A 19,086-nucleotide genomic window follows, 5' to 3' on the forward strand; every position below is an offset into this window, starting at 1 on the left:
GGATGAGACATGCCCTCGCCTTCCTGCTGCTCGCCACCCCGGCCCTGGCCGACCTGCCTGTCGTCGAGGAGGTCGTCGCGCGCGAGGACGGCGCCGGCTGGACCTTCTCGGTCACGGTGCGCCATGCCGATGCCGGCTGGGACCACTATGCCGACGGGTGGTCCGTCTTTGCGCCGGACGGGGCCGAACTGGGTCATCGCGAGCTGCTGCATCCCCATGAAAACGAACAGCCCTTTACCCGGTCGCTGGCGGGCGTGGAGGTGCCGGACGGGTTGTCGGAGGTCGTGATCCGGGCGCATGACTCGGTGCATGGCTGGGGCGACGGCTACGTCCTGACGCTGCCCTGAGACCGGGGCGTTCGCGCTACGTGTCGAACTGCAACCTTCCCGCCCGATAGCGGCCGCGAACGAGATGGCCGGGACGTGTCACCTCCGGATGGGCATCGGCCCAGTCGCGGAAGCGGTCGTTGGTGACGATCCGCGCGCCCCGGTCGCGGGCGGCGCGCAGGATCGTCGCGTCGGCCGGGGTGCCCCTGGGCACCACCACCACGCGCGACCCGGGCAGGCGGAGCTTCGCAGCGAACCAGTCGTCGTCGCGGTAGCGGCCCGACAGCTTGTAGCCCGCATTTGCGTCGAAGATGACGCCGACGGTGAAGCCTTTGGCCGTCAGATGGTCCACGGCCTCGCGCACGGTATCGAGGCTCGGCCCGCCCTCTCGCCAGTGCATCACGTTGGAGCCGTCGAGGATCAGCTCCGGCCCCGGCTTGCGCCCCCGTCCGAGGACGCGCCGAAGGACGGCGAAGATCAGCAGGCCGGCCGCGCCGAGCGCCGCGACGAGGAACATGGCCTCCATCGAGATCCCCTCCGTCAGGCGGAATGGGCCCCGTCGGCGAGCGTCTTCACATAGGCCAGCACGTCGCCCACGCTGTCGCCCTTGCCGATCCGCTCGACGATGGCGGAGCCGACGACGCAGCCGTCGGCCACGGCGGCGATCTCGCGGGCGGCCTCGGGGGTCTTGATCCCGAAGCCGACGATGACGGGGAGATCCGTCTTCGCCTTGATCCGCGCGACCTCCGGTCCGACCTTGGCGGCGCTGGCCGAGCCGGCGCCGGTGATCCCGGTGATCGAGACATAGTAGACGAAGCCCGAGGTGTTCTGCAGCACCTTCGGCAGACGCCGGTCGTCGGTCGTGGGCGTGGCCAGACGGACGAAGTTCATCCCCGCCGCCTGCGCGGGCAGGCAGAGTTCGTCGTCCTCCTCGGGCGGCAGGTCGACGATGATGAGCCCGTCGACGCCGGCCTCGGACGCCTCGGAGAGGAAGCGATCGACGCCCCGGGAATAGATCGGATTGTAGTAGCCCATCAGCACGACCGGCGTCGCATCGTCCTGGGCGCGCAGCGCACGGACCGTCTCCAGCGTCCCGTCGAGCGTCATGCCGCCTTCGAGCGCCCTCTGGCCTGCGAGCTGGATCGTCGGGCCATCCGCCATCGGGTCGGTGAAGGGCAGCCCGAGCTCGATGATGTCGACGCCGGCGCCGGGCAGGCCCTTCACGATCTCGGCCGCGGTGGCCGCGTCCGGGTCGCCAGCCATCAGGTAGGCGACGAAGGCCTTGCGGTTCTCGGCCCGAAGGCGGGCGAAGGTGGCGTCGATGCGGGTCATGGAAGGGCCTCCGGTCTGCTGGCCGGAGGGGTGCCCGAGCGGCGCGGCGAGGTCAATCGAAGGCGTGACGGTTAACGGACGGGTAAGGCAGATTGGTCCGGAGTCCGGACCGGAACGAGTCGGCGCCGAAGGTATGATCCACGGGTGATCCGCGTCGGATCCGCGTCGGACGTCCACATCCGGCGGCGATCCGCCAAGGGCTCCGGTCAGGTTTTCGACCGAGACTGGACGCGGGGACCCCGAACCCCCATGTCGGGTCCATGAACTACTTGCTCGCCATCCTGCTGCCGCCCCTGTCGATCTTCCTTGCGGGGCGTCCGATCCTCGGGATCGTCGTCTTCCTGATCTGGATCCCGGCCCTCATCTTCTCGGGCGGGTTGACCCACCCGATGTTCATCCTGCTGGCCTGGTTCGTCATCTTCGAGCGGCGCAACAAGAGCGTCTGACGGCGCAGGGCCTCGGCCGTGGAGGGGGCTCCGCCCCCGCGCCTCCGGCGCCCCCCCGGAGTATTTCGGGCCACAGGAAGGGCGGGCCAATTTTACTCGAATTGTCGGCTTTCGGTCGGCTTGCCCTGCCCGCAGGGCGGCGATAAGCGGGCGCGGTCTGCCACAGGAGGGCGCAATGGGCTTCAAGATGGGCATCGTGGGGCTGCCGAATGTCGGCAAGTCGACCCTGTTCAACGCGCTGACGAAGACGGCCGCCGCGCAGGCCGCCAACTTCCCCTTCTGTACCATCGACCCCAATGTCGGCGACGTCGCCGTGCCCGACCCGCGGCTCGATCGGCTGGCGGAGCTCGCGAAGTCGAAGCAGGTCATCCCCGCGCGCATGACCTTCGTCGACATCGCGGGGCTGGTGAAGGGCGCCTCCAAGGGCGAGGGGCTGGGCAACCAGTTCCTGGCCAATATCCGCGAGACCGACGCCATCGCCCATGTCCTGCGCTGCTTCGAGGACGGGGACGTCACCCATGTCGAGGGCCGGGTGAACCCGGTCGAGGATGCCGAGGTGATCGAGACCGAGCTCATGATCGCCGACATGGAGTCGATCGAGAAGCGTCTCGTCGGCCTGTCGCGCAAGGTCCGCGGCGGCGACAAGGAGGCGATCCAGCAGGAGCGGCTGCTGAAGGACGCGCTGGCCGTGCTGGAGCAGGGACGCCCCGCGCGGACGGTCGCCGTCGATGCCGAGGACGCCCGCGCCTGGTCGATGCTGCAACTGCTGACCGCCAAGCCGATCCTCTATGTCTGCAACGTCGACGAGGGCTCGGCGGCGACCGGCAACGCCCATTCCGAGGCCGTGGCCGCGATGGCCGAGGCGCAGGGCGCCGCGCATGTCGTGATCTCGGCCCGGATCGAGGAGGAGATCGCGCAGCTTCGCGAGGAGGAGGCCGCCGAGTTCCTGGCGGAGATGGGGCTGAAGGAGGCCGGTCTCGACCGGCTGATCCGCGCGGGCTACACGCTCCTGTCGCTGGAGACCTACTTCACCGTGGGGCCAAAGGAAGCGCGCGCCTGGACGATCCGCGCGGGCACCAGCGCGCCCAGGGCCGCGGGCGTGATCCATGGCGACTTCGAGAAGGGCTTCATCCGGGCCGAGACGATCGCCTATGACGATTTCGTCTCGCTCGGCGGCGAGCAGGCCGCCAAGGAGGCCGGCCGGATGCGCGCCGAGGGCAAGGGCTATACCGTCAAGGACGGCGACGTCCTGCACTTCCTGTTCAACACCTGAAAGCGCGGCCTGCCCCGGGGGGCCGCGGAGTGGCGACCTGCGGAAACGTGAACGGCGAAACCTTGCGGTCGATGGATCGTTGAACCGATAGATATGATGCCTGCGAGGCTGCCCCGGACCCGGTCGGGGCTTGAAAGGAGCGACAGAGATGCACAGACGTGACGTATTGCTGGGCGGCGCCGCAGCCGGTGCGCTGGCCCTGGCCGCGGTGGAGCCGGCACAGGCGCAGGCGACCCCTGCCTCGCTGCTGCCCGTCGAGGTCGACATCCGCCCGGAGATCCCGCCGAACGAGCTGCACGTGATCCCGGACAGCTTCATGCTCTACTGGACGCTGCCCGGCGCCCGCGCGATTCGCTACATGGTCGGCGTCGGCCGCCCGGGTCTCTACGAGAGCGGAGAGTTCTTCGTCGGCGCGAAGAAGGAATGGCCGTCCTGGACGCCGACCCAGTCGATGATCGAGCGCAACCCGGACTACAAGCAGTGGGAGGACGGGATGCCCGGCGGCCCCGACAATCCGCTGGGCGCGCGCGCGCTCTACCTGTTCGAGCCCGGTCGCGGCGACACCTTCCTGCGGATCCACGGCACCAACGCCCCGAGCACGATCGGCACGGCGGTGTCGAACGGCTGCGCGCGGCTGGTGAACGACCAGGCCATCGACCTCTACAACCGCGTGCCGCTGCAGTCGCGCGTGGTGCTGCATCCGAAATACGTCTGAGTTCTGCCGGGGCGGCCCCGAGGCGCCGCCCCGGTCACTTTCGCCTTGCGCCCGGTCCCCGGGGCGGCCTATCCCCGTCGGCGGAGACGTGGCCGAGTGGTCGAAGGCGCTCCCCTGCTAAGGGAGTAGGCGGGAAACCGTCTCGAGGGTTCGAATCCCTTCGTCTCCGCCACTTGCCCTCGCGAAAGCGTTCTCCTGATCCGGGCGGGGCCGGATTTTTCCGTGCTTTTCGAGGGTTATGCGGGCAGGGCTGAGCACCGGCCCCGGCGCCACACGGGTCGAAAGCGGTCTCTCAGAGCGGATATTCTCCGGACCTCATGACTGCGCCGTTTCGGTGTTCAGGTTTTAAAACCTTGCGAAGGAACAGATTTCTCAAGACCCTAATGGAGTTGGATCACGGTCACGTTCGCGCGTTGTGGAACTGCGGTCGAACCGTGTCTGGTCATCGTGTCGTATCGGGCTGAGCAGTCGGAGAGGGCGGGGACCGGACCGATGCAAGTGCGGTAGAGCGCTCACGGCATACGGCCGCAGCGATCTTTCATCGATACGCTAGCGCGGGCCGAGCATGCCGCACATCGCCTTCGCGCAACGAGCCCAAGCTGACTGCCCGGCGCCGTGGTGGTTCGCTGCCGCAGCATACTCGGAGGTAAAAGGGACGGCCCATGCCGAACCTGCCTCATGGCCGCGGCAAGGGCCTGCGTCGAGCCCAATGCTGACCTGCTTCGTTAGTGGCGAGGTTCCCGGGTGTCGAGCAGGTAAAGCGCATGACAGAGTTACTCGGAAGCATCTATTCGCCTAAGTAGCGGAATTTCCGGCTCAGAACCGACCAGACCAAAGTTTATCGGAGAGCTTGCCCGGCAATCGCGGCAACAACTGGTCGAGGGCAGTTGCGCTTCGCTCCCCGGGCTCCAGCGCAGCCTGTTCGATTTACGCGCGTGGGTGGTCAGCCTTTCTTTCTCCAGCAGTCGAAACGGGAGCTGCCGGCGGCGCCTGATCGCGCGCGACGCCCTCTCCGGTGCGCAGGACTTCCGACAGTAGAAGTGCCAGATCCTGCCGGGTTGTCCTGTGATTATTGATGGCAACCCTGAGGCAATGCCGGCCTCCGACGGTCGTGTCGGACAGGATGGCGACGCCCGACTCCTGGATGCGCAGCATTATTTCGGTGTTGATCGCCTTGAGGGCCGCCTCGTCCTTCAAACCGTCGGCGTAGCGGAAGCAGACGATGTTGAGGTCGACCGGGGCCACGAGGTCCAGACGTGGCTCCGCGGCGATCAGCGCTTCCAGATGGCGGGCCTGTGCGATGTTCTGGTCGATCAGACGCCCGGCTTGGCCGCACCGTTCTCCTTCAGCGACATCCAGATCTTCAGCGCCTTGAAGCCGCGGCTGAGTTCCAGCCCGTAGTCGGCGAGGAACTTCCCCGCGATCATGCCTCGGGTCTGCAACTGGAGATACTCTCCATGCATCTCGAAGGTCTCGAAATGGCGCTCGGCGTCGCGCACCAGCACGCAGCCCGCCTCGAAAGGCGTGTGCAGCCACTTGTGCGGATCGAGCGCGATGGAATCGGCCAGCTCGATCCCGGCAACGAGGGCCCTGTTTTCCGGGGCGATCTTGAGGAAGGCGCCGATACAGCCATCGACATGGAAGCGAAGCCCTTCCCGCCGACATATCGCGGCGAGCGCGCGCAGGTCGTCGGTCGCGCCCGTGTTCGTCGTGCCCGCCGTACCGATGACGCAGACCGGCGCGAGGCCGGCCGCCCGATCCTCCGCGATGGCCGCCTCCAGCGCGGACAGGTCGATGCGCTGCCTTTCGTCCGACGGGACCATGCGGAGCGACCGCGCCCCGAGGCCCAGCGTCTCGAGCGCCTTCTGGTGGCAACTATGGACCTGGTCGGAGGCGTAGAAGCGCAAGGGCCGGGCGAGGCCCAGTATGCCCTCGGCCCGCACGTCCACGCCCGCCATCATGTTGCGTGTGATGGTGTGCGCCAGCAGGTTGGCCACTGAGCCGCCGCTCGTCAGCGTGCCGCTGGCGGTCGACGGGAACTCCATCATCTCCTTGAACCAGTCGATCACCTGCATGTCGATCATGGCGGCCGCCGTCGAGCCGCCGCCGAGGTTGGAGCCGTCGATGGCAGCGAGGAAGTCGCCGAGCGCGCCGGTGAAGTTCCCCGACCCCATGTACCAGCCCCAGAAGCGCGGATGGATATTGCCCATGGCATAGGGCAGCATGTTGGTCCGCAATTCCTCGTAGACGTCGCCGAGCGGCCGTGGGTCCGTCGGCAATGGTGTCCGGAAGCGGGCTCGGACGTCCTCGGGGATCGGCTGCCAGACATGGCGCTCGCGCAGCTCGTCGAGGTGGCGGACGGCGTCCTCGACCATGCGATGCGCAAGCTCGCGCACCTCCGTCCAGTCGGACGGGTCGAGGGTTTCTTCCTCGTTCTTCATCGCGGTCTCCTTCGTTCCGGTGATGCCGATGGCTGGCAGGCGTTCATAGCGATGCTCCGCCGGTCGCGCCTTGTGACGCTCGCGCAGGGATTGCGATGTCGCCTCTCCCGCGCATCAGCGAATGCTCCGGTCGAGGCAGGCGAGCCAGTTGTCGCGCGCGAGTTTGCCGAGGAGCGGCGCATCGCAGCCATGCGCGCCCATCGCCTCGAAGAGAAGCGGAACGCCGGTCACGTCGCCGATGAGATCGGGCAACACGCAGCCGTCGAAGTCCGAGCCGAGGCCGACATGGTCCTCGCCTGCCTCGGCGATCAGATGGTCGAGATGACGGAGCATCACGTCCCAGCCTGTGCCGCCATCGGCCCTGCCGTCTGCGTTCAGGTAGAAGGTCGCGAAGTTGAACCCCACCATGCCGCCGCGCTCGCGGATCATGTGAAGCTGCCGGTCGGTCAGGTTGCGCGGACTGTCGCAGAGCGCATGGGCGTTCGAGTGCGTGGCAACGAGCGGCGCGTCGGAGACGCGGGCAACGTCGTCGAACCCCTTCTCGTTCAGGTGCGACAGGTCGATCAGAATGCCGAGTTGGTTGCAGAGGCGGACGAGGTCGCGGCCTTTCCCGGTGAGGCCCGGCCCCGTATCGGGCGAACCCGGAAAGGCCATCGGTACGCCGTGGCCGAAGATCGTGGGCCTGCTCCAGACCGGGCCGAGCGACCGCAGGCCCATGTCGTGAAAAAGATGGAGCGCGTCGAGGTCCGGGCCGATGGCCTCGGCGCCCTCCATGTGCATGACGCCCGCAATGATGCCCGCCTGCATGGCGGCGCGGATCTCGGACACCGAACGGCAGACCCGGAAATCCTGCGGCGCCGCCCGCTCCATCCAGTGCAGAAGCCCGGCCATGGCGAGCGCGTCGGGCTGGGCCTGCCTGTGCGTCATCTCGGGCGGCATGGGCAGCGCATAAGGCGGATCGGCCATCAGCGCCTTGAAGTCGGGCGGCGGACCACTGGACGCCGGCGGCACGAAGATCGCGAAAAGCCCACCCGCGAAGCCCGAAGCCTTCATCCGCGCGAGGTCGAGGTGGCCGTGGCCGCCCGCGCCGAGCCAGGTCTCCTCGCGCGGGGCGGGCGTCTTCATCAGTCGCAGGAGGAAGTCGTTGTGGCCGTCGAAGAAGGGGACGAGGGCGGTCATGGAGCATGCTCCTTTTCGGCAGTCGCCGCGAGATAGGTATCGACCGCGTTCAGAAGGTCGGTGCAAGGCTGGTCGACGATGCCGAGTTCGCCCAGATGCCCGACGATGCTGGCGAGGTAGTCGCGGCTGGTGCCGAGGTCCCCAGCCCCGTGGGCGACGTAGCGGACCTGTTCCTCGTGTGTCAGGTCCGGGCGGACATCGGGCACGTCATGATCCGCGAGAAAGGTCAGCACGCGGACCTCCTCATCGCCGATCCGGGCCGGGATGAACCGGGCGAGGTAGCCGGGCGCCAGCATTTCGCGCTGAAAGAGGATATCGGTCTCGCTCTCCACATCCGCGGCGGCGATGCGGAAGGCCAGCCCATCGCAGCCGTCGCCCGCGTCCAGCGTCGCCATCAGGCCCGGCGCCTCCATCGTTCCGCGGCCGCCGCGGTATTCCACGAGGATCAGGCGACGGGCATGGTCAGGGACATGCGCGCGGCGCACCTCGGCGAAGCGCAGCGCCGGATTCCACATCAGCGAGCCATAGCCGAAGATCCAGAGGTCGCCGGAGTGGCCGGCCAGCGCCTCGGCCCGGATCGCCGCGCGCCGGTCTTCGGGATAGACCCAGTCCCGCAGATGCGGCTCTTGCACGATGAGATTGTCAGCCCGGAAGGTCCGGAAGAGCGAGGTTTCGTAATCCTCGATCCGACCGCGCAGTTCGGGATGGTGGACGAACGGGTCGGGCATGTCAGTCAAGGCGGTTCTCCTGTGCAGTGTCACGGACCGGGATCATGTCCATGCAGACGTCGACGCCCGAAAAACGGGGACTGCTCAACTCCGGCACGCCCTGCCTGTCCCTTTGCCGCGGAGCTTGGGCAAGCGCGCAGGACGGCCTGCTTCGATGAGAGCCGCCCGACCCTCAGTCACGGCCTGCATCTCCCCATTCAAGCCAGGCGCGTTCCTCGACCGTCAGCCCTGCGTTCATCCTGGCATCGTAAGCGGCAAGGTCGTCATCGGTCAGCACGCCCTCCCACTTTCGCGACGTCGCGCTGTCGAAGAACCCCGCATCGGCCTTCCAGAAGCCTTGTCCGGCCGACGGCGTGAATCGGGCCGCGTTGGCTTTCATGCTGGCGAATGTCCCGGCCTCGGCGATCGCCGCCATGACCTCGGCCGGATGGGCGATGCCGACATGCGCGGCCAGCGACGCCACGGCACCCGGGAGATCGCGCAGCATGTCGGCATAGTGCAGCCGGATCAGGTTTTCGCGTGGCTCCCGCCGCAATGTGCAGCGGTAGTGATCCAGGATCGCCCCGAGGCCGCGATGATCGACGTCTTCCGCCAGAAACTCCTGAAAGCTCTCGGACGGGTTTTCGGACAGCGGAGCCTGTCCCACGTCGCGGGCCATGTTGGCCAGGTGCCGACGATAGGAAAAATGCACGTCGATCGGGTGGCGATAGACCGTGACATATCGAAGTTGCGGCCAGAAGGGGATGCCGTCGAACGGCGTGTGCGTCTTGACCTGCCGCCTGTGCTCCTGCGCCTCGAGCCTCGCCATGACCTCGCCGAGATCGCGAATGGTGATGTCGATCCAGGGCGATTTCATCGAGGTCTGCGCGTCCACCTCCGGGTCGCCCGCGATCAGCATGGCAAGGATGCCCTGTGTCCAGGTCGTGCCTGACTTCGGCGGAGTGGAGACCACAACATCCCCGACGCGCGGCACGAACGCGTCCCAACGCGAGCTGTCGGAAACGGCGTCGGTATAGATGCGGCGCGGTGGTTCAGGATTGGCGGACATGCGCATCTCCATCATTGCGGCGTTGAAGGTCGCGTTGCGCGAAAACCGGGTTCACCGCATCGGCGGTGGCGAAGGCGGCGCAAATCACCTGCCGGGTGCAGTCCGCGGCGTCGGCCCGCCCGCGCGAGGCGGCGGCCTCGCGTTCGGCACCCGTTTCCCGCCCTCTCCCGGGTCCTGCCCCGGTCGATGGAGGTCCCGACTGTCCCGGCGTAATGCGACGCCACCGCTTCGGCCGAGCCGCTGTTCCACGCGGCCGTGTAGCTGGCGGCAATCGCCGCGATGGCCTCGGTCATGTCATGGCTCCTTCCTGCAATTCGGCAAACGGATCTCCGTCCCAGTCGCCATGGCTGCGCAGGGCGCGCAGGCGGGTGAAGGACGAGCGGTCGAACATCAGCCCAGCGCGGTTCTGCTCCATCCGGGCGCGGTGGCGACCGTCGCGATAGGCGGCCTCGCGCATCGCCTCGTCCGACCGCCAGAGCGAGCAGGTGAAGCCTTCGCGCCCGTCGGGGCCGTTGAACACGTCGTTGCGCAGGTTGGCGGGCAGCGCGCCATACCACGCCATCACCTCGGACACGCCTTCGACAAACAGCTTGATGCGGGGCAGCATCCAGTCCTCGCGCGACAGGAACCCCGCCGTGGTGACGACGACCAGCGGACCGCCTGGGTCAACCGGGGCGGGGCGCAAGGCGGTGCCATCCTCGACATGGCCGCGCCAGTTCACCTTGCCTCGGTGGGAGACCGGGACAGCGAGGCAGTGCCAAGCCGCGACGGCTTCCTTCAGCCAGGGCATCGCGGGCCCCGGATCGGAAAGCATGGCCTCGGCTTTTGCCCGACTGTCCCAGATCCCCAGCCCGCCCCAGAACTCCGAGGTCAGGGTCGTCAGCCCGTCCGCGCCGGGCACGTGCTGCGGGCAGAACCGCCAGACCGACGCGCCCGCCACCGGGGGAAAGCTGCGGTCCCGAGCGGCGATCGGCGCGGCGAAGCGCACCCGGTGCAGCGTGATCCAGTCGTGGCCCTGTTCGTCCATGTCCGCTCATGTCCCCTTGCTGCAACGATCATCGCCATGCGGCCCGGCCTATCCGTGTGGTGGCTGGTAGGCGGCGGTGACCTCGCCGGCCTTCTTCAGGGCCGCCATCGCCTCGGACGAGGTCATCAGCTTCGTCGTCGCCGAGGCCGAGACCGTCCCCGACGAGCCGACGGCCGCGGCGCCCGCCATCATGACCACGTCGTCCGGGGCTTCGATCAGGCAGACCACGTCGTACTGTCCGAAGGCAAAGAACAGGTGATGCAGCTTGCCGCCAAGCGCCTCGACGAGCTTCCGCGCAGCGGCTTCGCGGTCGGTCGGATCGGCGACCATCGCCTTGATGGCTTCGCCTGAATAGGCCAGTTGGTACAGGTAGAACGGCATTGTGTTTTCTCCCTCGTGGCGGCGTCCGGCGTGATGCCGTCTCGCCTTCTGTGAGAGTGGCGCGCCCGGAAGAACGGCGTCACCCATTGCGGCTAAAACGATATAAATCGAAGGCGCCGCCGCTACCTGAGCATCTCGTCCATGTCGGTCGGGACGAGACCGGCGGCGACGCGGAAGAAGGCGTGCGCTCGCGCCAGGTCGTCGGGGTTCGACGTGAGCCAGCGCCCCGCAAGCCGGCTCCCGACAAAGGGCGGCGCGATCTCGGCGGCCCGTGCGAAGGCTGCCTCGGCCTGGTCCATGCGGCTTGATTTTAGAACCTGCCCGCGGTTATTTGGCAGACCCTTAGCAGCATCGGGATGCAAAGACCGATCAGGGCTGCCGCGGCGACAAAGCCGTCCCCGGCCTATCCGCTCAGCTGTGCTGGCCATCCGCCCGGCCTCGCAGACGACCCCATACCGATCCCTATGAGCGCGCATCCCGGCCTCTCGTCCCACGCGGGTGACTTGCGCCGATGCCGCGCATCCGGAACAGGCCGGCGCCGGCAAGCGCGCCCGCGCGGTCGGCGTCAGGTCCAGCCAAGGGCGCGCATGGACTGGACGTCGTTCCAGATCTTGGTCATGTGATTGATCTTCGAGCCGTCGAATGTCATCGCATAGACGTAGTCGGCCGCAACACTGCGCCCGGTCGGCGGCACCGGTCCGCCTTCGGCCGTGTGGGTCCCGTGGAATACCGCGAAGCCCAACACCGTGGCGCGCTCCTCGTCGGCGGCAAAGGCCTTCATGTCATAGCGGCCGTCCGGTGCCAGCGTCAGCAGACCCTCCATCCAGCCGGCATAAGCCTCGATCGTGCCGATCTCCGCCAGGGCGTCGGCGGACTGGCAGGAGAATGTGGCGTCCGGCGTGCAGAAGGGCGCGCAGGCAGCCCAGCCCTTGCCTGTCTCGATGGTGTCGAAGAACGCGGCGGCGGTGTCGGCCATCGTCATGGACTTGTTCATCTTGTCGCTCCCTGGCAGGTGGCCGCGATCCGCGGCGGCCTTTTCCAGTGGAGCAGTCCTGCACTGCGCCCACTACACGACCGTCTAAAATGATATAAAGACCCGGCTCGACAGACTGGCGTCCAACCCCGCGCAAGCGCTCCTCTATCGCAGGGCGTCCGCAGCATCGGGCGGCGCAAGACCGGCCGCGATCCGAAAGAACATGTCGGCACGCGCAAGGTAATCGGGGTTCGAACTCAGCCAGCGTCCGGAGAGCCGCGCATTCACCAAAGCCGGAGCAATCTGCTCGACCTTCTTGAAGGCCGCCTCGGCCCGGTCTACGCGCCCCGCGCCCACCCAGGCGATCGCGGCAAGGATCAGGGGTGTGGCGCTTCCCGCGGCTTCGGCCAGCGCTGCCTCTGCCGCCTGCGCGGCCGCATCATAGTTGCGCACGGCGAATTGTGCGAAGCCAAGCGCCGCGAGGAGAGAGCCGCGCGAGGGATCGCGCGGAGAGCGACGCAGGGCGGCCTCGGCCAGCGACACCCCGCGCTCGGCATCGCCATGGAAGCCCTCGTAGAGGCCGAGCCAAGCCAGCGTCACCGCGCAGTTCGGGTTCATCTCGTGCGCCTGCCTAAGCTCGGGCAGGCCGGCCTCGGCGTTCTGGTTCATGAAGTGCAGCAGCGCCCGAAGACGCCGTGCATGGTGGTCGGTTGCGTCGGCGGCGATGGCATTCGTGGCCGCGCTGATGCCTCCGGCGAGCGTGTCGGCCACGGAGTGCGTCGTGGCATGATAGACGTTCCACCACGCGACCCAGGCCAGCACGCGCCAGGCGAGGCCCGAGGTCGGATCCAGGTCCAGCGCCTGCCGGGCAAGCTCGGCCGCCTTGTCGCGCGGGGCGGGCTCGTAGGCCATGTCGCCAGCCGAGACAACGGACCATCCCCTGAGCGCGAGGCCATGTGCGGTCAGGTCTTGGGGTGCGGCGGTGCGTATTCGTTCGGCCTCGGCCCGGTCGATCTGCGGCGCGAGGCACGTCACGATGGCACGCGCAACGCGCGCCTGCGTATCGAAATGCCCGACCAGATCGCGGTCGAAGACTTCGGCCCAGACATGCCCTCCGGTGTGCGCGTCGATCAGCTGTGCAGTGACGCGCACGCGCTCGGCCGCGGCGCGGACACTGCCCTCGACGGCGTAGCGGACGCCCAGTTCGCGCGAGATGACCCTCAGGTCTCGCGGCATGTTCCGGTAGGCGAAGGCCGAGTTGCGCGCCACGACGAAGAGGTCCCGAAATCGGGACAATTCGGTCGTGATTTCTTCGACGAAGCCATCGACGAGCCACGACAGGGTGGGATCGCCGCCGAGGTCGTCGAAGGGCAGGACGACGACCGAGGGACGGTCCGGAAGCTCGAGCGCCAGCGGATTCGCGGAAGAGACCTCGAGCGCGAAGCGCAGGCCGCGTCCCGGCACCGTGACGATCGTACCCGCCCCCAGCACCCGCCGCAAGTTCGCGATCTGCACGTTCAGGTTGTTCTCGCCCACGACGGTGTCCGGCCAGACCGCCGCCATGATCTCGTCCCGCGCCACCACGCGGTCCCGGCAGGTGATCAGAAGATCGAGTAGATCGAAGGCGCGCGCCCCGATGGCGACGTCTTCATCGCCCCGCACCAGCCGCCTTGCGCGCCGCTGCAATGTAAATTCTGTAAAACGAACGCTATCCATCGGCAGTTTCGCGGCCCCTCGGAAGTCACGTTACCAGAGCCGGAAAGGATCGTCGCCATTCTCTCGGGATGCCGCAGTATCAAGGGGGAGTGGCGCGCCTGCCGCCGTATTGTGCAGGGCACTCGTGCGGGGAAAGACCGCTTCGGATTCTGGCGAAATTGCCGGCCTGACATCTCCACTTCCGGCAAATCCTGCTGCACTGCCGCGTATGGCTCAGATGTCGGTCGCCACCCGCAGGCAAGTTTCGCTGCACCGGCGTTGGGCCGCTGCGTCCCGCATCAGAGACGCTGACCGGCAAGGATCGCCGCGACAAGCACCAACGGCCGGTTCGGTGATACAGCAGCGCAGCATGCTACCCACGCTGACAGCCGCCATTGGGCCGAGGAACTCGATCACGGAAGGCTGGCTCGTTGTGCAACCGATTCCTCTGGAAAAGGCTCCAGCACCTGAGCCAGCGTCACCTCCGGCCCCTGTTGTTTCCCATCCAAGATCGCCTCGACGATGTCCGGCGCGAGCAGGGTCAGGCGCAGGACGCGCGTCACGTAAGAGGGCGCGATGCCCTCGCGCTCAGCCATTTCGGAGATCGACGCGAACTCGCCCGACTCCAGCATGCGCTTTCAGCGGAAGGCGCGGGCAAGCGCCTTGACCAGCGCACCATCCGTCCGGCGCGGCTGAACAGCACCGTTCGGCAAATGCATTTCCTTCCGCCCGCCTCGCTTCATGATGCGGAACGGCACGTGGAGCGTCACCATGTCGGGGATTGGTGCTGCGCGGGTCATGCAGCTTCTCCGATGCCGCCGGCCAGCGTCTCGCGCGTGAGGCCGACCAAGCCGTCCACGCGGAGCCGGACGTCGAGACCGTCCGTGCCGATGTCCACGCGCTCGACCAGCAGGGCCACAATGCGCGCCTGATCGGCGGGGAAGAGTTCGTCCCACAGGCGTGCCGCTCGCGCTCTGGAAGCTGTCTTGTACCGTGCCGACATACCGGGGCTCCGGCCCGCCCGTCTCTCCGGTGGCCTGGCCCAGATGCAGGACCAGCAGCGAGTCCCCTGGGAGGGCGTGGTCTGCGACTTCCCGTGCCCGGTTCTTCAAGGCGTCCGCCAGAACGGCCCGGACCGCCTCGGAATGCCGCCGATGCATTGCGACGGTGAGGTCGAGCGCGGAGGCCTTGGCCATGTCCGGATGCCCTTGGAGAATGCGTCCGATCTCGAGCGGGAACTCCGACATGGAGGAGGTAGCGTCCAGCTTGCCGAGGCGGAGGGCATGCCGGGTCCACTCGATCGCGATCGTCCGGGAGGAGGTCGTGTGCCGCGCCCCGAACAGGACGTCGGTGGCGTAGCCCTCCACGAAGTCACGGTCCGACAGTCCCGCCGCAAGGATTGCGAAGCGGCGGTCGAGGCACTGCGTGCAGGCCCCGCAATGCGTGTGTCGCCTCGTCTGTTCGCGGACACTCGTACAGCTGACCGCCCGGGGAATCCTCTCCGCGCCGCCATGCTCGGCAATGGTGCGGACGACTTCCGTCTTCGTCCGCCACTCATACCGGTTCGAGATGCGCTCGCGCCCGGGCCAGACGAGGTCGATCAGATCGCCGACGAGCTTCAGCGACAGCGGGTGCGTCGTGCGCGTGGCCATGGTGCCCACGATCTGCTGCGAGATCGGCAGGTTGTGGCTGACGACCCCGTTCTCGTAGAAGCTGATCCGGCGCGCGCCAAAGGTCGTGGCGACGGCCTGCCCGAGCGCGGCGAACAGGAGGGTCCTCGACCGCTGGGACGCGTCCCTGGCCTCCTGCCCCTTGCGGCGCACCTGAACGTTCACGTGGAGGACCCGGCGCGGAAACCGCTCCTGGAGATACTTTCCGAGTTCGACCTGACGCGGGATGACCTTCTGCGCAGAACCGTGGGTGACCAGCACCACCTTCGCCAAGGTCGTCGAGAGCGTCTCCAACGCGCCCGCGAAGGAGTCGAGGCCGCCGGAGAACAGGATGACCTCGTCGGCCTGGAAGGAATGCTCCTCGGGTTGCAGGTCGAGATAGGGCTCGGGCGAAGGATCGGGGTCTGCCGCTACGAAGTCGAAACGAACGTGATCCTCCGTCAGGAACTCGACCGCGGCCACCAGTGCTGCCGCCACGTCGGGCCGAGACCAGGTCTCCGGATGCCGGACTGGAAGGCGGAAGGTGAACTCGCGACGCCAAGCCTTCCCCATCTCCTGACGTGGTGGTCCGCCCCTGCTCACGCTGCTGTCGGCGGCAAACACCGCGGCCGCGATCTCGAGGAAGTCGAGCGCCCGCGTGTCGATCTCCGATACTGCCGCCGCCCGGATCACGTCCGAGGCAAGGATGAAGTTCGGGTCTGCGCCGTTGATGCGGATGGAACGCGGATCCGCCTCTCCCCCGACCTGAACCTGGGCCTCAGGCATCCGAGACCCGCTTCACCTGCAGTTCCGACGTCACCTTCCTGAGGCAGACCGCGGCGAAGACCGCCGCATCGTTCCCGGAGATGCTTCCATGCTGATGCAGCGTCTTCGTATACCAGCCGCTGGAGAACTCCTTGATGATCCGCGTGGCCTCCAGGCTGTACGCCCGAAGCTCCGCATCGAAGGCGTTCCGGCTCCCCGTGGAGCTGAACCGGCCGCCCGAGACGGCCTGGTCCGCCAGCGTCCGTTCGAGCCAATAGGAGAGCGTCGCCTGGATCACGTTGGCGAAGAATCCCCGCGTCAGCTGCGATATCCCGTCGGACCGCGAGAGCCTCCGGGCGGCGAGCCTGACGTCCTCGGGGGTGGCTTCGAACAGGCCCGGGAGCGCGTCGCTGATGTGCTGGTTGAGGGCCGTTCCGATCGCGCGGCCGGCGAGTTCGCCAAGATCGGTGCGGCGGTTGGTGCTGCGCTTGACCTCGTCGAGGCGGACGGAGACGGCCACGAGCAGATCGAGCAGTCCGGGCTGTCACCGACGACAACCCCGATCTCGTTCAATGCACCCCGGAAATCTTCGGCGCGGGCTGCCGCCGGAACGAGGAGCAACAGCCTGACGGCTTCGACGAAGACAGGGTCGTCGGCCGCCGCGAGAATGCTCTTCTCCGCAGCCGCGCCGCTCGCCGCGAAGACCGAAGCGTTGCTCGCATCGGACCCGAGAAGATCGACGACCCGGCGCCACTTCACCGTTCTCGGGATCACGCCGAGCGTGTTGTGCCCCATCGTCTCCGCCTCCCCCGATGATCAGAACCCGGTCGTGCGGATCGAGTCAAAGATCATCGGGGACGCCGGCGGAGAGCGCGCCGGTTCGCCCCTTTTGCAGATTGACAGCGGCGGAACTCGCAAGCTGTCGTCGGAAATGTCGGCGGATGGCGGAAGGTGTCCCAAAATGTCGATATTCCAACATGTTGCTTCGTAAGGTATTCTGCCAATGCTACGGCCGGCACCCAAGGTTCCGCGTCGTGGCCCGGACCGGCGGAGGGTTATCATGACCGTGGCGCCGACACCGGGATGGCACACCACGGGGCGGGGACCCATGCCAGGCGCAGTCCGAAAGGCCGAAGCGCGTCCCCCGGCACCAGGCCCGGTGTCGCAAGTAGCGGCCAACCCCGAGACGCGGGCCAGTGCGGCCTCGGGGGCCTGAAGCGACGGGGCGGCTCCGACCGACACGGACAGCGGAAGGCAGCAGGGACCGGCTTCGGCAGATCGCCGGGGCTGGTCGTCCTGTGCCTTCCACACAAGGGCTCACCAACCGACACAAGCACATACAGATAGAGTCGTTCACTGCGCGCGCGAGGCGTCAAAGGCCGGCGGGTTCATCGTCCACGGCGCAACTGGCGCGACAGAGATGACAGAAATGACAGAAATGACAGGTTCCCCGTTATCACCCGTATACGCGCGCCCACACCTATACGGTGGATAAGGGAAAAACTGTCACTTTTGTCATTCCAGCCGGTCTGCGCTCCGAAGCTCGGGCGATCGACGTCGGGGCGCCGCATCTTCGTGACGGTTCCGCTTCGCGTCAGCCCCCCTGCCCCGCGCGGCAGCGACAGGACTGACCCTCGACCATGCCCCTGAGGAAATTGTCGGCCGGTGTCGCCCCTCGTCGGAAAACGTCATGATGCCAGGATGATAGCGATCGTGATAGACTGTCGCCGGGCGCCCCGCGGGCCGGGGCGCAATTCCGGGTGGGGGCGACGATGGCGATGACGCAGGTGGCATGGGCGGACAGGATCGAGCAGCGACCCGTCGCGACGCTCATCCCCTACGCGCGGAACGCCAGGACCCATTCCGAGCGCCAGGTCGGCCTGATCGCCGGCTCGATCCGCGAGTTCGGGTTCAACAACCCGGTGCTCGTGGATGGCGAGAACGGCATCATCGCCGGGCACGGCCGGGTGCTGGCGGCACAGAAGCTCGGGCTGGACCGCGTGCCGGTGATCGAGCTCACGCATCTGTCGGAGGCGCAGAAGCGGGCCTACGTGCTGGCCGACAACCGGCTCGCCGAGCAGGCCGGGTGGGACAGGGATCTGCTCGGGCTGGAACTGGCCGATCTCGATGAGCTTGGCATCGACCTCGGCGACCTCGGCTTCGACGGGGCGGAGCTGGACGCTCTGCTCGGCAATGGCGCCGCAGACCCGCGCGAGGAGGAGACGCCAGAGCCCCCTGCCCGCCCCGTCAGCCGCCCCGGCGACCTGTGGTGCCTCGGGGGCCACCGGCTGCTCTGCGGCGATGCAACCGCCGCGGCGGACGTCGCCCGTCTGCTGAACAGCGTCCGGCCCCACCTGATGGTCACGGACCCGCCCTACGGCGTGAACTACGATCCCGCCTGGCGCAACGCAGTCGGCGCCGCGAAGACGAAGCGCACCGGCAAGGTGGCGAACGACGACCGCGCCGACTGGCGGGAGGCCTGGGCGCTCTTCCCCGGCGAGGTGGCCTATGTCTGGCACGGCGCGCTGCACGCCACGACGGTGGCGGAGAGCCTCACCGCCACCGGCTTCGACATCCGCAGTCAGATCGTCTGGGCCAAGGAGCGCCTCGTGCTGTGCCGCGGGCACTACCACTGGCAGCACGAGCCCTGCTGGTACGCCGTCCGCGGCACGGGGCGCTGGTCGGGCGACCGCAAGCAGTCGACGCTCTGGCAGATCCCGAGCCGGGACCAGGGCGCCCAACGCCAACGCCTTCGCCTTCGACCTTGCCCCGACCGTCCGTGGCCTGCAGGTCGCCGGTCACACGACGCTCCGGGCGCTGGCGGCAGAGCTGAACGCCCGCGGCATCCGGACCCGCCGCGGCTGGCAGTGGCACGTCTCCAATGTCCGGAACCTGCTGCTCCGGCTTGGGGGCTCGGCTCGGTGAAACAGCGAGGCTAAAGCGTTTTGCTTTTAGCATGACGCGTATCCTGCTGCTTTGAAGAAGCCCCAGCACTCCTCGGGATCGAAGATGCCACAGATATCGCCGAGCGCGCGGATGAGCGTATCGTAGGTCCGCGCGCCGATGCGGCGGAGGTGGGCTTTCAGCTTGGAGAAGGCCATCTCGATC

The 19,086-nt window shown here is 67.6% G+C and carries 20 protein-coding genes, 1 tRNA gene and 3 pseudogenes; 8 read left to right on the top strand and 16 right to left on the bottom strand.

Annotated features, from left to right (window positions below):
- The first annotated feature begins 2 nt into the window (after positions 1–2).
- Positions 3–347, top strand: coding sequence for a hypothetical protein (locus DR046_RS19840; RefSeq protein WP_115384107.1), 345 nt, complete (start codon positions 3–5; stop codon positions 345–347).
- Positions 348–363: 16 nt separating this feature from the next.
- On the opposite strand, the gene DR046_RS19845 is transcribed toward DR046_RS19840, so the two are convergent.
- Entirely contained in the window at positions 364–852 is a 489-nt protein-coding gene (locus DR046_RS19845; RefSeq protein WP_115384108.1) for an NYN domain-containing protein, read from the bottom strand.
- 14 nt (positions 853–866) lie between these two features.
- Positions 867–1,658, bottom strand: a complete 792-nt coding sequence (trpA, locus tag DR046_RS19850) for a tryptophan synthase subunit alpha (protein WP_115384109.1) — start codon at positions 1,656–1,658, stop codon at positions 867–869.
- A gap of 260 nt (positions 1,659–1,918) precedes the next feature.
- Here trpA and DR046_RS19855 point away from each other — a divergent pair, with 260 nt between their 5' ends.
- The 4 genes from DR046_RS19855 to DR046_RS19870 all read left to right on the top strand — a co-directional run bounded on the left by DR046_RS19855 (position 1,919) and on the right by DR046_RS19870 (position 4,264).
- Positions 1,919–2,104: a hypothetical protein gene (locus tag DR046_RS19855; RefSeq protein WP_115384110.1), complete on the top strand. Its 186-nt coding sequence runs from the start codon at positions 1,919–1,921 to the stop codon at positions 2,102–2,104.
- A gap of 175 nt (positions 2,105–2,279) precedes the next feature.
- A complete protein-coding gene (ychF, locus tag DR046_RS19860) occupies positions 2,280–3,377 on the top strand; it encodes a redox-regulated ATPase YchF (protein WP_115384111.1) in 1,098 nt (365 codons plus the stop codon).
- A 148-nt stretch (positions 3,378–3,525) separates the two neighbouring features.
- Entirely contained in the window at positions 3,526–4,092 is a 567-nt protein-coding gene (locus tag DR046_RS19865; RefSeq protein WP_115384112.1) for a L,D-transpeptidase, read from the top strand.
- An 82-nt stretch (positions 4,093–4,174) separates the two neighbouring features.
- A tRNA-Ser gene (locus tag DR046_RS19870) sits at positions 4,175–4,264 on the top strand.
- A 755-nt stretch (positions 4,265–5,019) separates the two neighbouring features.
- Here DR046_RS19870 and DR046_RS24405 read toward each other — a convergent pair.
- The 12 genes and pseudogenes from DR046_RS24405 to DR046_RS24410 all read right to left on the bottom strand — a co-directional run.
- Positions 5,020–5,337, bottom strand: coding sequence for a hypothetical protein (locus tag DR046_RS24405; protein ID WP_245191022.1), 318 nt, complete (start codon positions 5,335–5,337; stop codon positions 5,020–5,022).
- Positions 5,338–5,405: 68 nt separating this feature from the next.
- Entirely contained in the window at positions 5,406–6,533 is a 1,128-nt protein-coding gene (locus DR046_RS19875) for a pyridoxal phosphate-dependent decarboxylase family protein (RefSeq protein WP_245191023.1), read from the bottom strand.
- Between the two features lie 114 nt (positions 6,534–6,647).
- Positions 6,648–7,712 carry a dipeptidase gene (locus DR046_RS19880; protein ID WP_115384113.1) on the bottom strand — a complete coding sequence of 355 codons (1,065 nt, stop codon included), beginning with the start codon at positions 7,710–7,712 and terminating at the stop codon, positions 6,648–6,650.
- Positions 7,709–8,440, bottom strand: a complete 732-nt coding sequence (locus tag DR046_RS19885) for a gamma-glutamylcyclotransferase (protein ID WP_115384114.1) — start codon at positions 8,438–8,440, stop codon at positions 7,709–7,711. Before DR046_RS19885 ends, DR046_RS19880 begins: the two co-directional genes overlap by 4 nt.
- A 172-nt stretch (positions 8,441–8,612) precedes the next feature.
- On the bottom strand, positions 8,613–9,488 hold the full coding sequence (locus DR046_RS19890) for a sulfotransferase domain-containing protein (protein ID WP_167767199.1): 876 nt from the start codon (positions 9,486–9,488) through the stop codon (positions 8,613–8,615).
- 289 nt (positions 9,489–9,777) lie between these two features.
- A complete protein-coding gene (locus tag DR046_RS19900) occupies positions 9,778–10,515 on the bottom strand; it encodes a hypothetical protein (RefSeq protein WP_115384117.1) in 738 nt (245 codons plus the stop codon).
- A 48-nt stretch (positions 10,516–10,563) separates the two neighbouring features.
- On the bottom strand, positions 10,564–10,896 hold the full coding sequence (locus DR046_RS19905) for a GYD domain-containing protein (protein ID WP_167767200.1): 333 nt from the start codon (positions 10,894–10,896) through the stop codon (positions 10,564–10,566).
- Positions 10,897–11,018: 122 nt separating this feature from the next.
- Complete coding sequence (locus DR046_RS23805) at positions 11,019–11,195, bottom strand: hypothetical protein (RefSeq protein ID WP_167767201.1); 177 nt, start codon at positions 11,193–11,195, stop codon at positions 11,019–11,021.
- A gap of 266 nt (positions 11,196–11,461) precedes the next feature.
- Positions 11,462–11,890 carry an ester cyclase gene (locus DR046_RS19910; RefSeq protein WP_245191024.1) on the bottom strand — a complete coding sequence of 143 codons (429 nt, stop codon included), beginning with the start codon at positions 11,888–11,890 and terminating at the stop codon, positions 11,462–11,464.
- 144 nt (positions 11,891–12,034) lie between these two features.
- Complete coding sequence (locus DR046_RS19915; protein ID WP_167767202.1) at positions 12,035–13,531, bottom strand: winged helix-turn-helix domain-containing protein; 1,497 nt, start codon at positions 13,529–13,531, stop codon at positions 12,035–12,037.
- Positions 13,532–13,977: 446 nt separating this feature from the next.
- A pseudogene (locus DR046_RS19920) lies at positions 13,978–14,364 on the bottom strand (hypothetical protein).
- A pseudogene (locus DR046_RS24410) lies at positions 14,361–14,522 on the bottom strand (recombinase family protein); the annotation flags it as partial. The pseudogenes DR046_RS24410 and DR046_RS19920, both read right to left, overlap by 4 nt.
- 553 nt (positions 14,523–15,075) lie before the next feature.
- Here DR046_RS24410 and DR046_RS24415 point away from each other — a divergent pair.
- Positions 15,076–16,041 (top strand): hypothetical protein, encoded by a 966-nt coding sequence (locus DR046_RS24415; protein ID WP_135227344.1) that lies wholly within the window; start codon positions 15,076–15,078, stop codon positions 16,039–16,041.
- Here DR046_RS24415 and DR046_RS19935 read toward each other — a convergent pair.
- Complete coding sequence (locus tag DR046_RS19935; RefSeq protein ID WP_115384121.1) at positions 15,992–16,498, bottom strand: hypothetical protein; 507 nt, start codon at positions 16,496–16,498, stop codon at positions 15,992–15,994. The genes DR046_RS24415 and DR046_RS19935 overlap by 50 nt on opposite strands.
- Before the next feature lie 147 nt (positions 16,499–16,645).
- On the opposite strand from DR046_RS19935, the gene DR046_RS19940 reads away from it, so the two are divergent.
- Positions 16,646–16,969: a hypothetical protein gene (locus DR046_RS19940; protein WP_115384122.1), complete on the top strand. Its 324-nt coding sequence runs from the start codon at positions 16,646–16,648 to the stop codon at positions 16,967–16,969.
- Between the two features lie 781 nt (positions 16,970–17,750).
- A complete protein-coding gene (locus DR046_RS19945; RefSeq protein WP_245191025.1) occupies positions 17,751–18,917 on the top strand; it encodes a ParB N-terminal domain-containing protein in 1,167 nt (388 codons plus the stop codon).
- A gap of 12 nt (positions 18,918–18,929) precedes the next feature.
- Here the strand turns inward: DR046_RS19945 and DR046_RS24420 are convergent.
- Positions 18,930–19,086, bottom strand: a pseudogene (locus DR046_RS24420) (IS630-like element ISSpo6 family transposase); the annotation flags it as partial.

The sequence above is a fragment of the Jannaschia formosa genome (genome assembly GCF_003340555.1).
Lineage (GTDB): Bacteria > Pseudomonadota > Alphaproteobacteria > Rhodobacterales > Rhodobacteraceae > Jannaschia > Jannaschia formosa.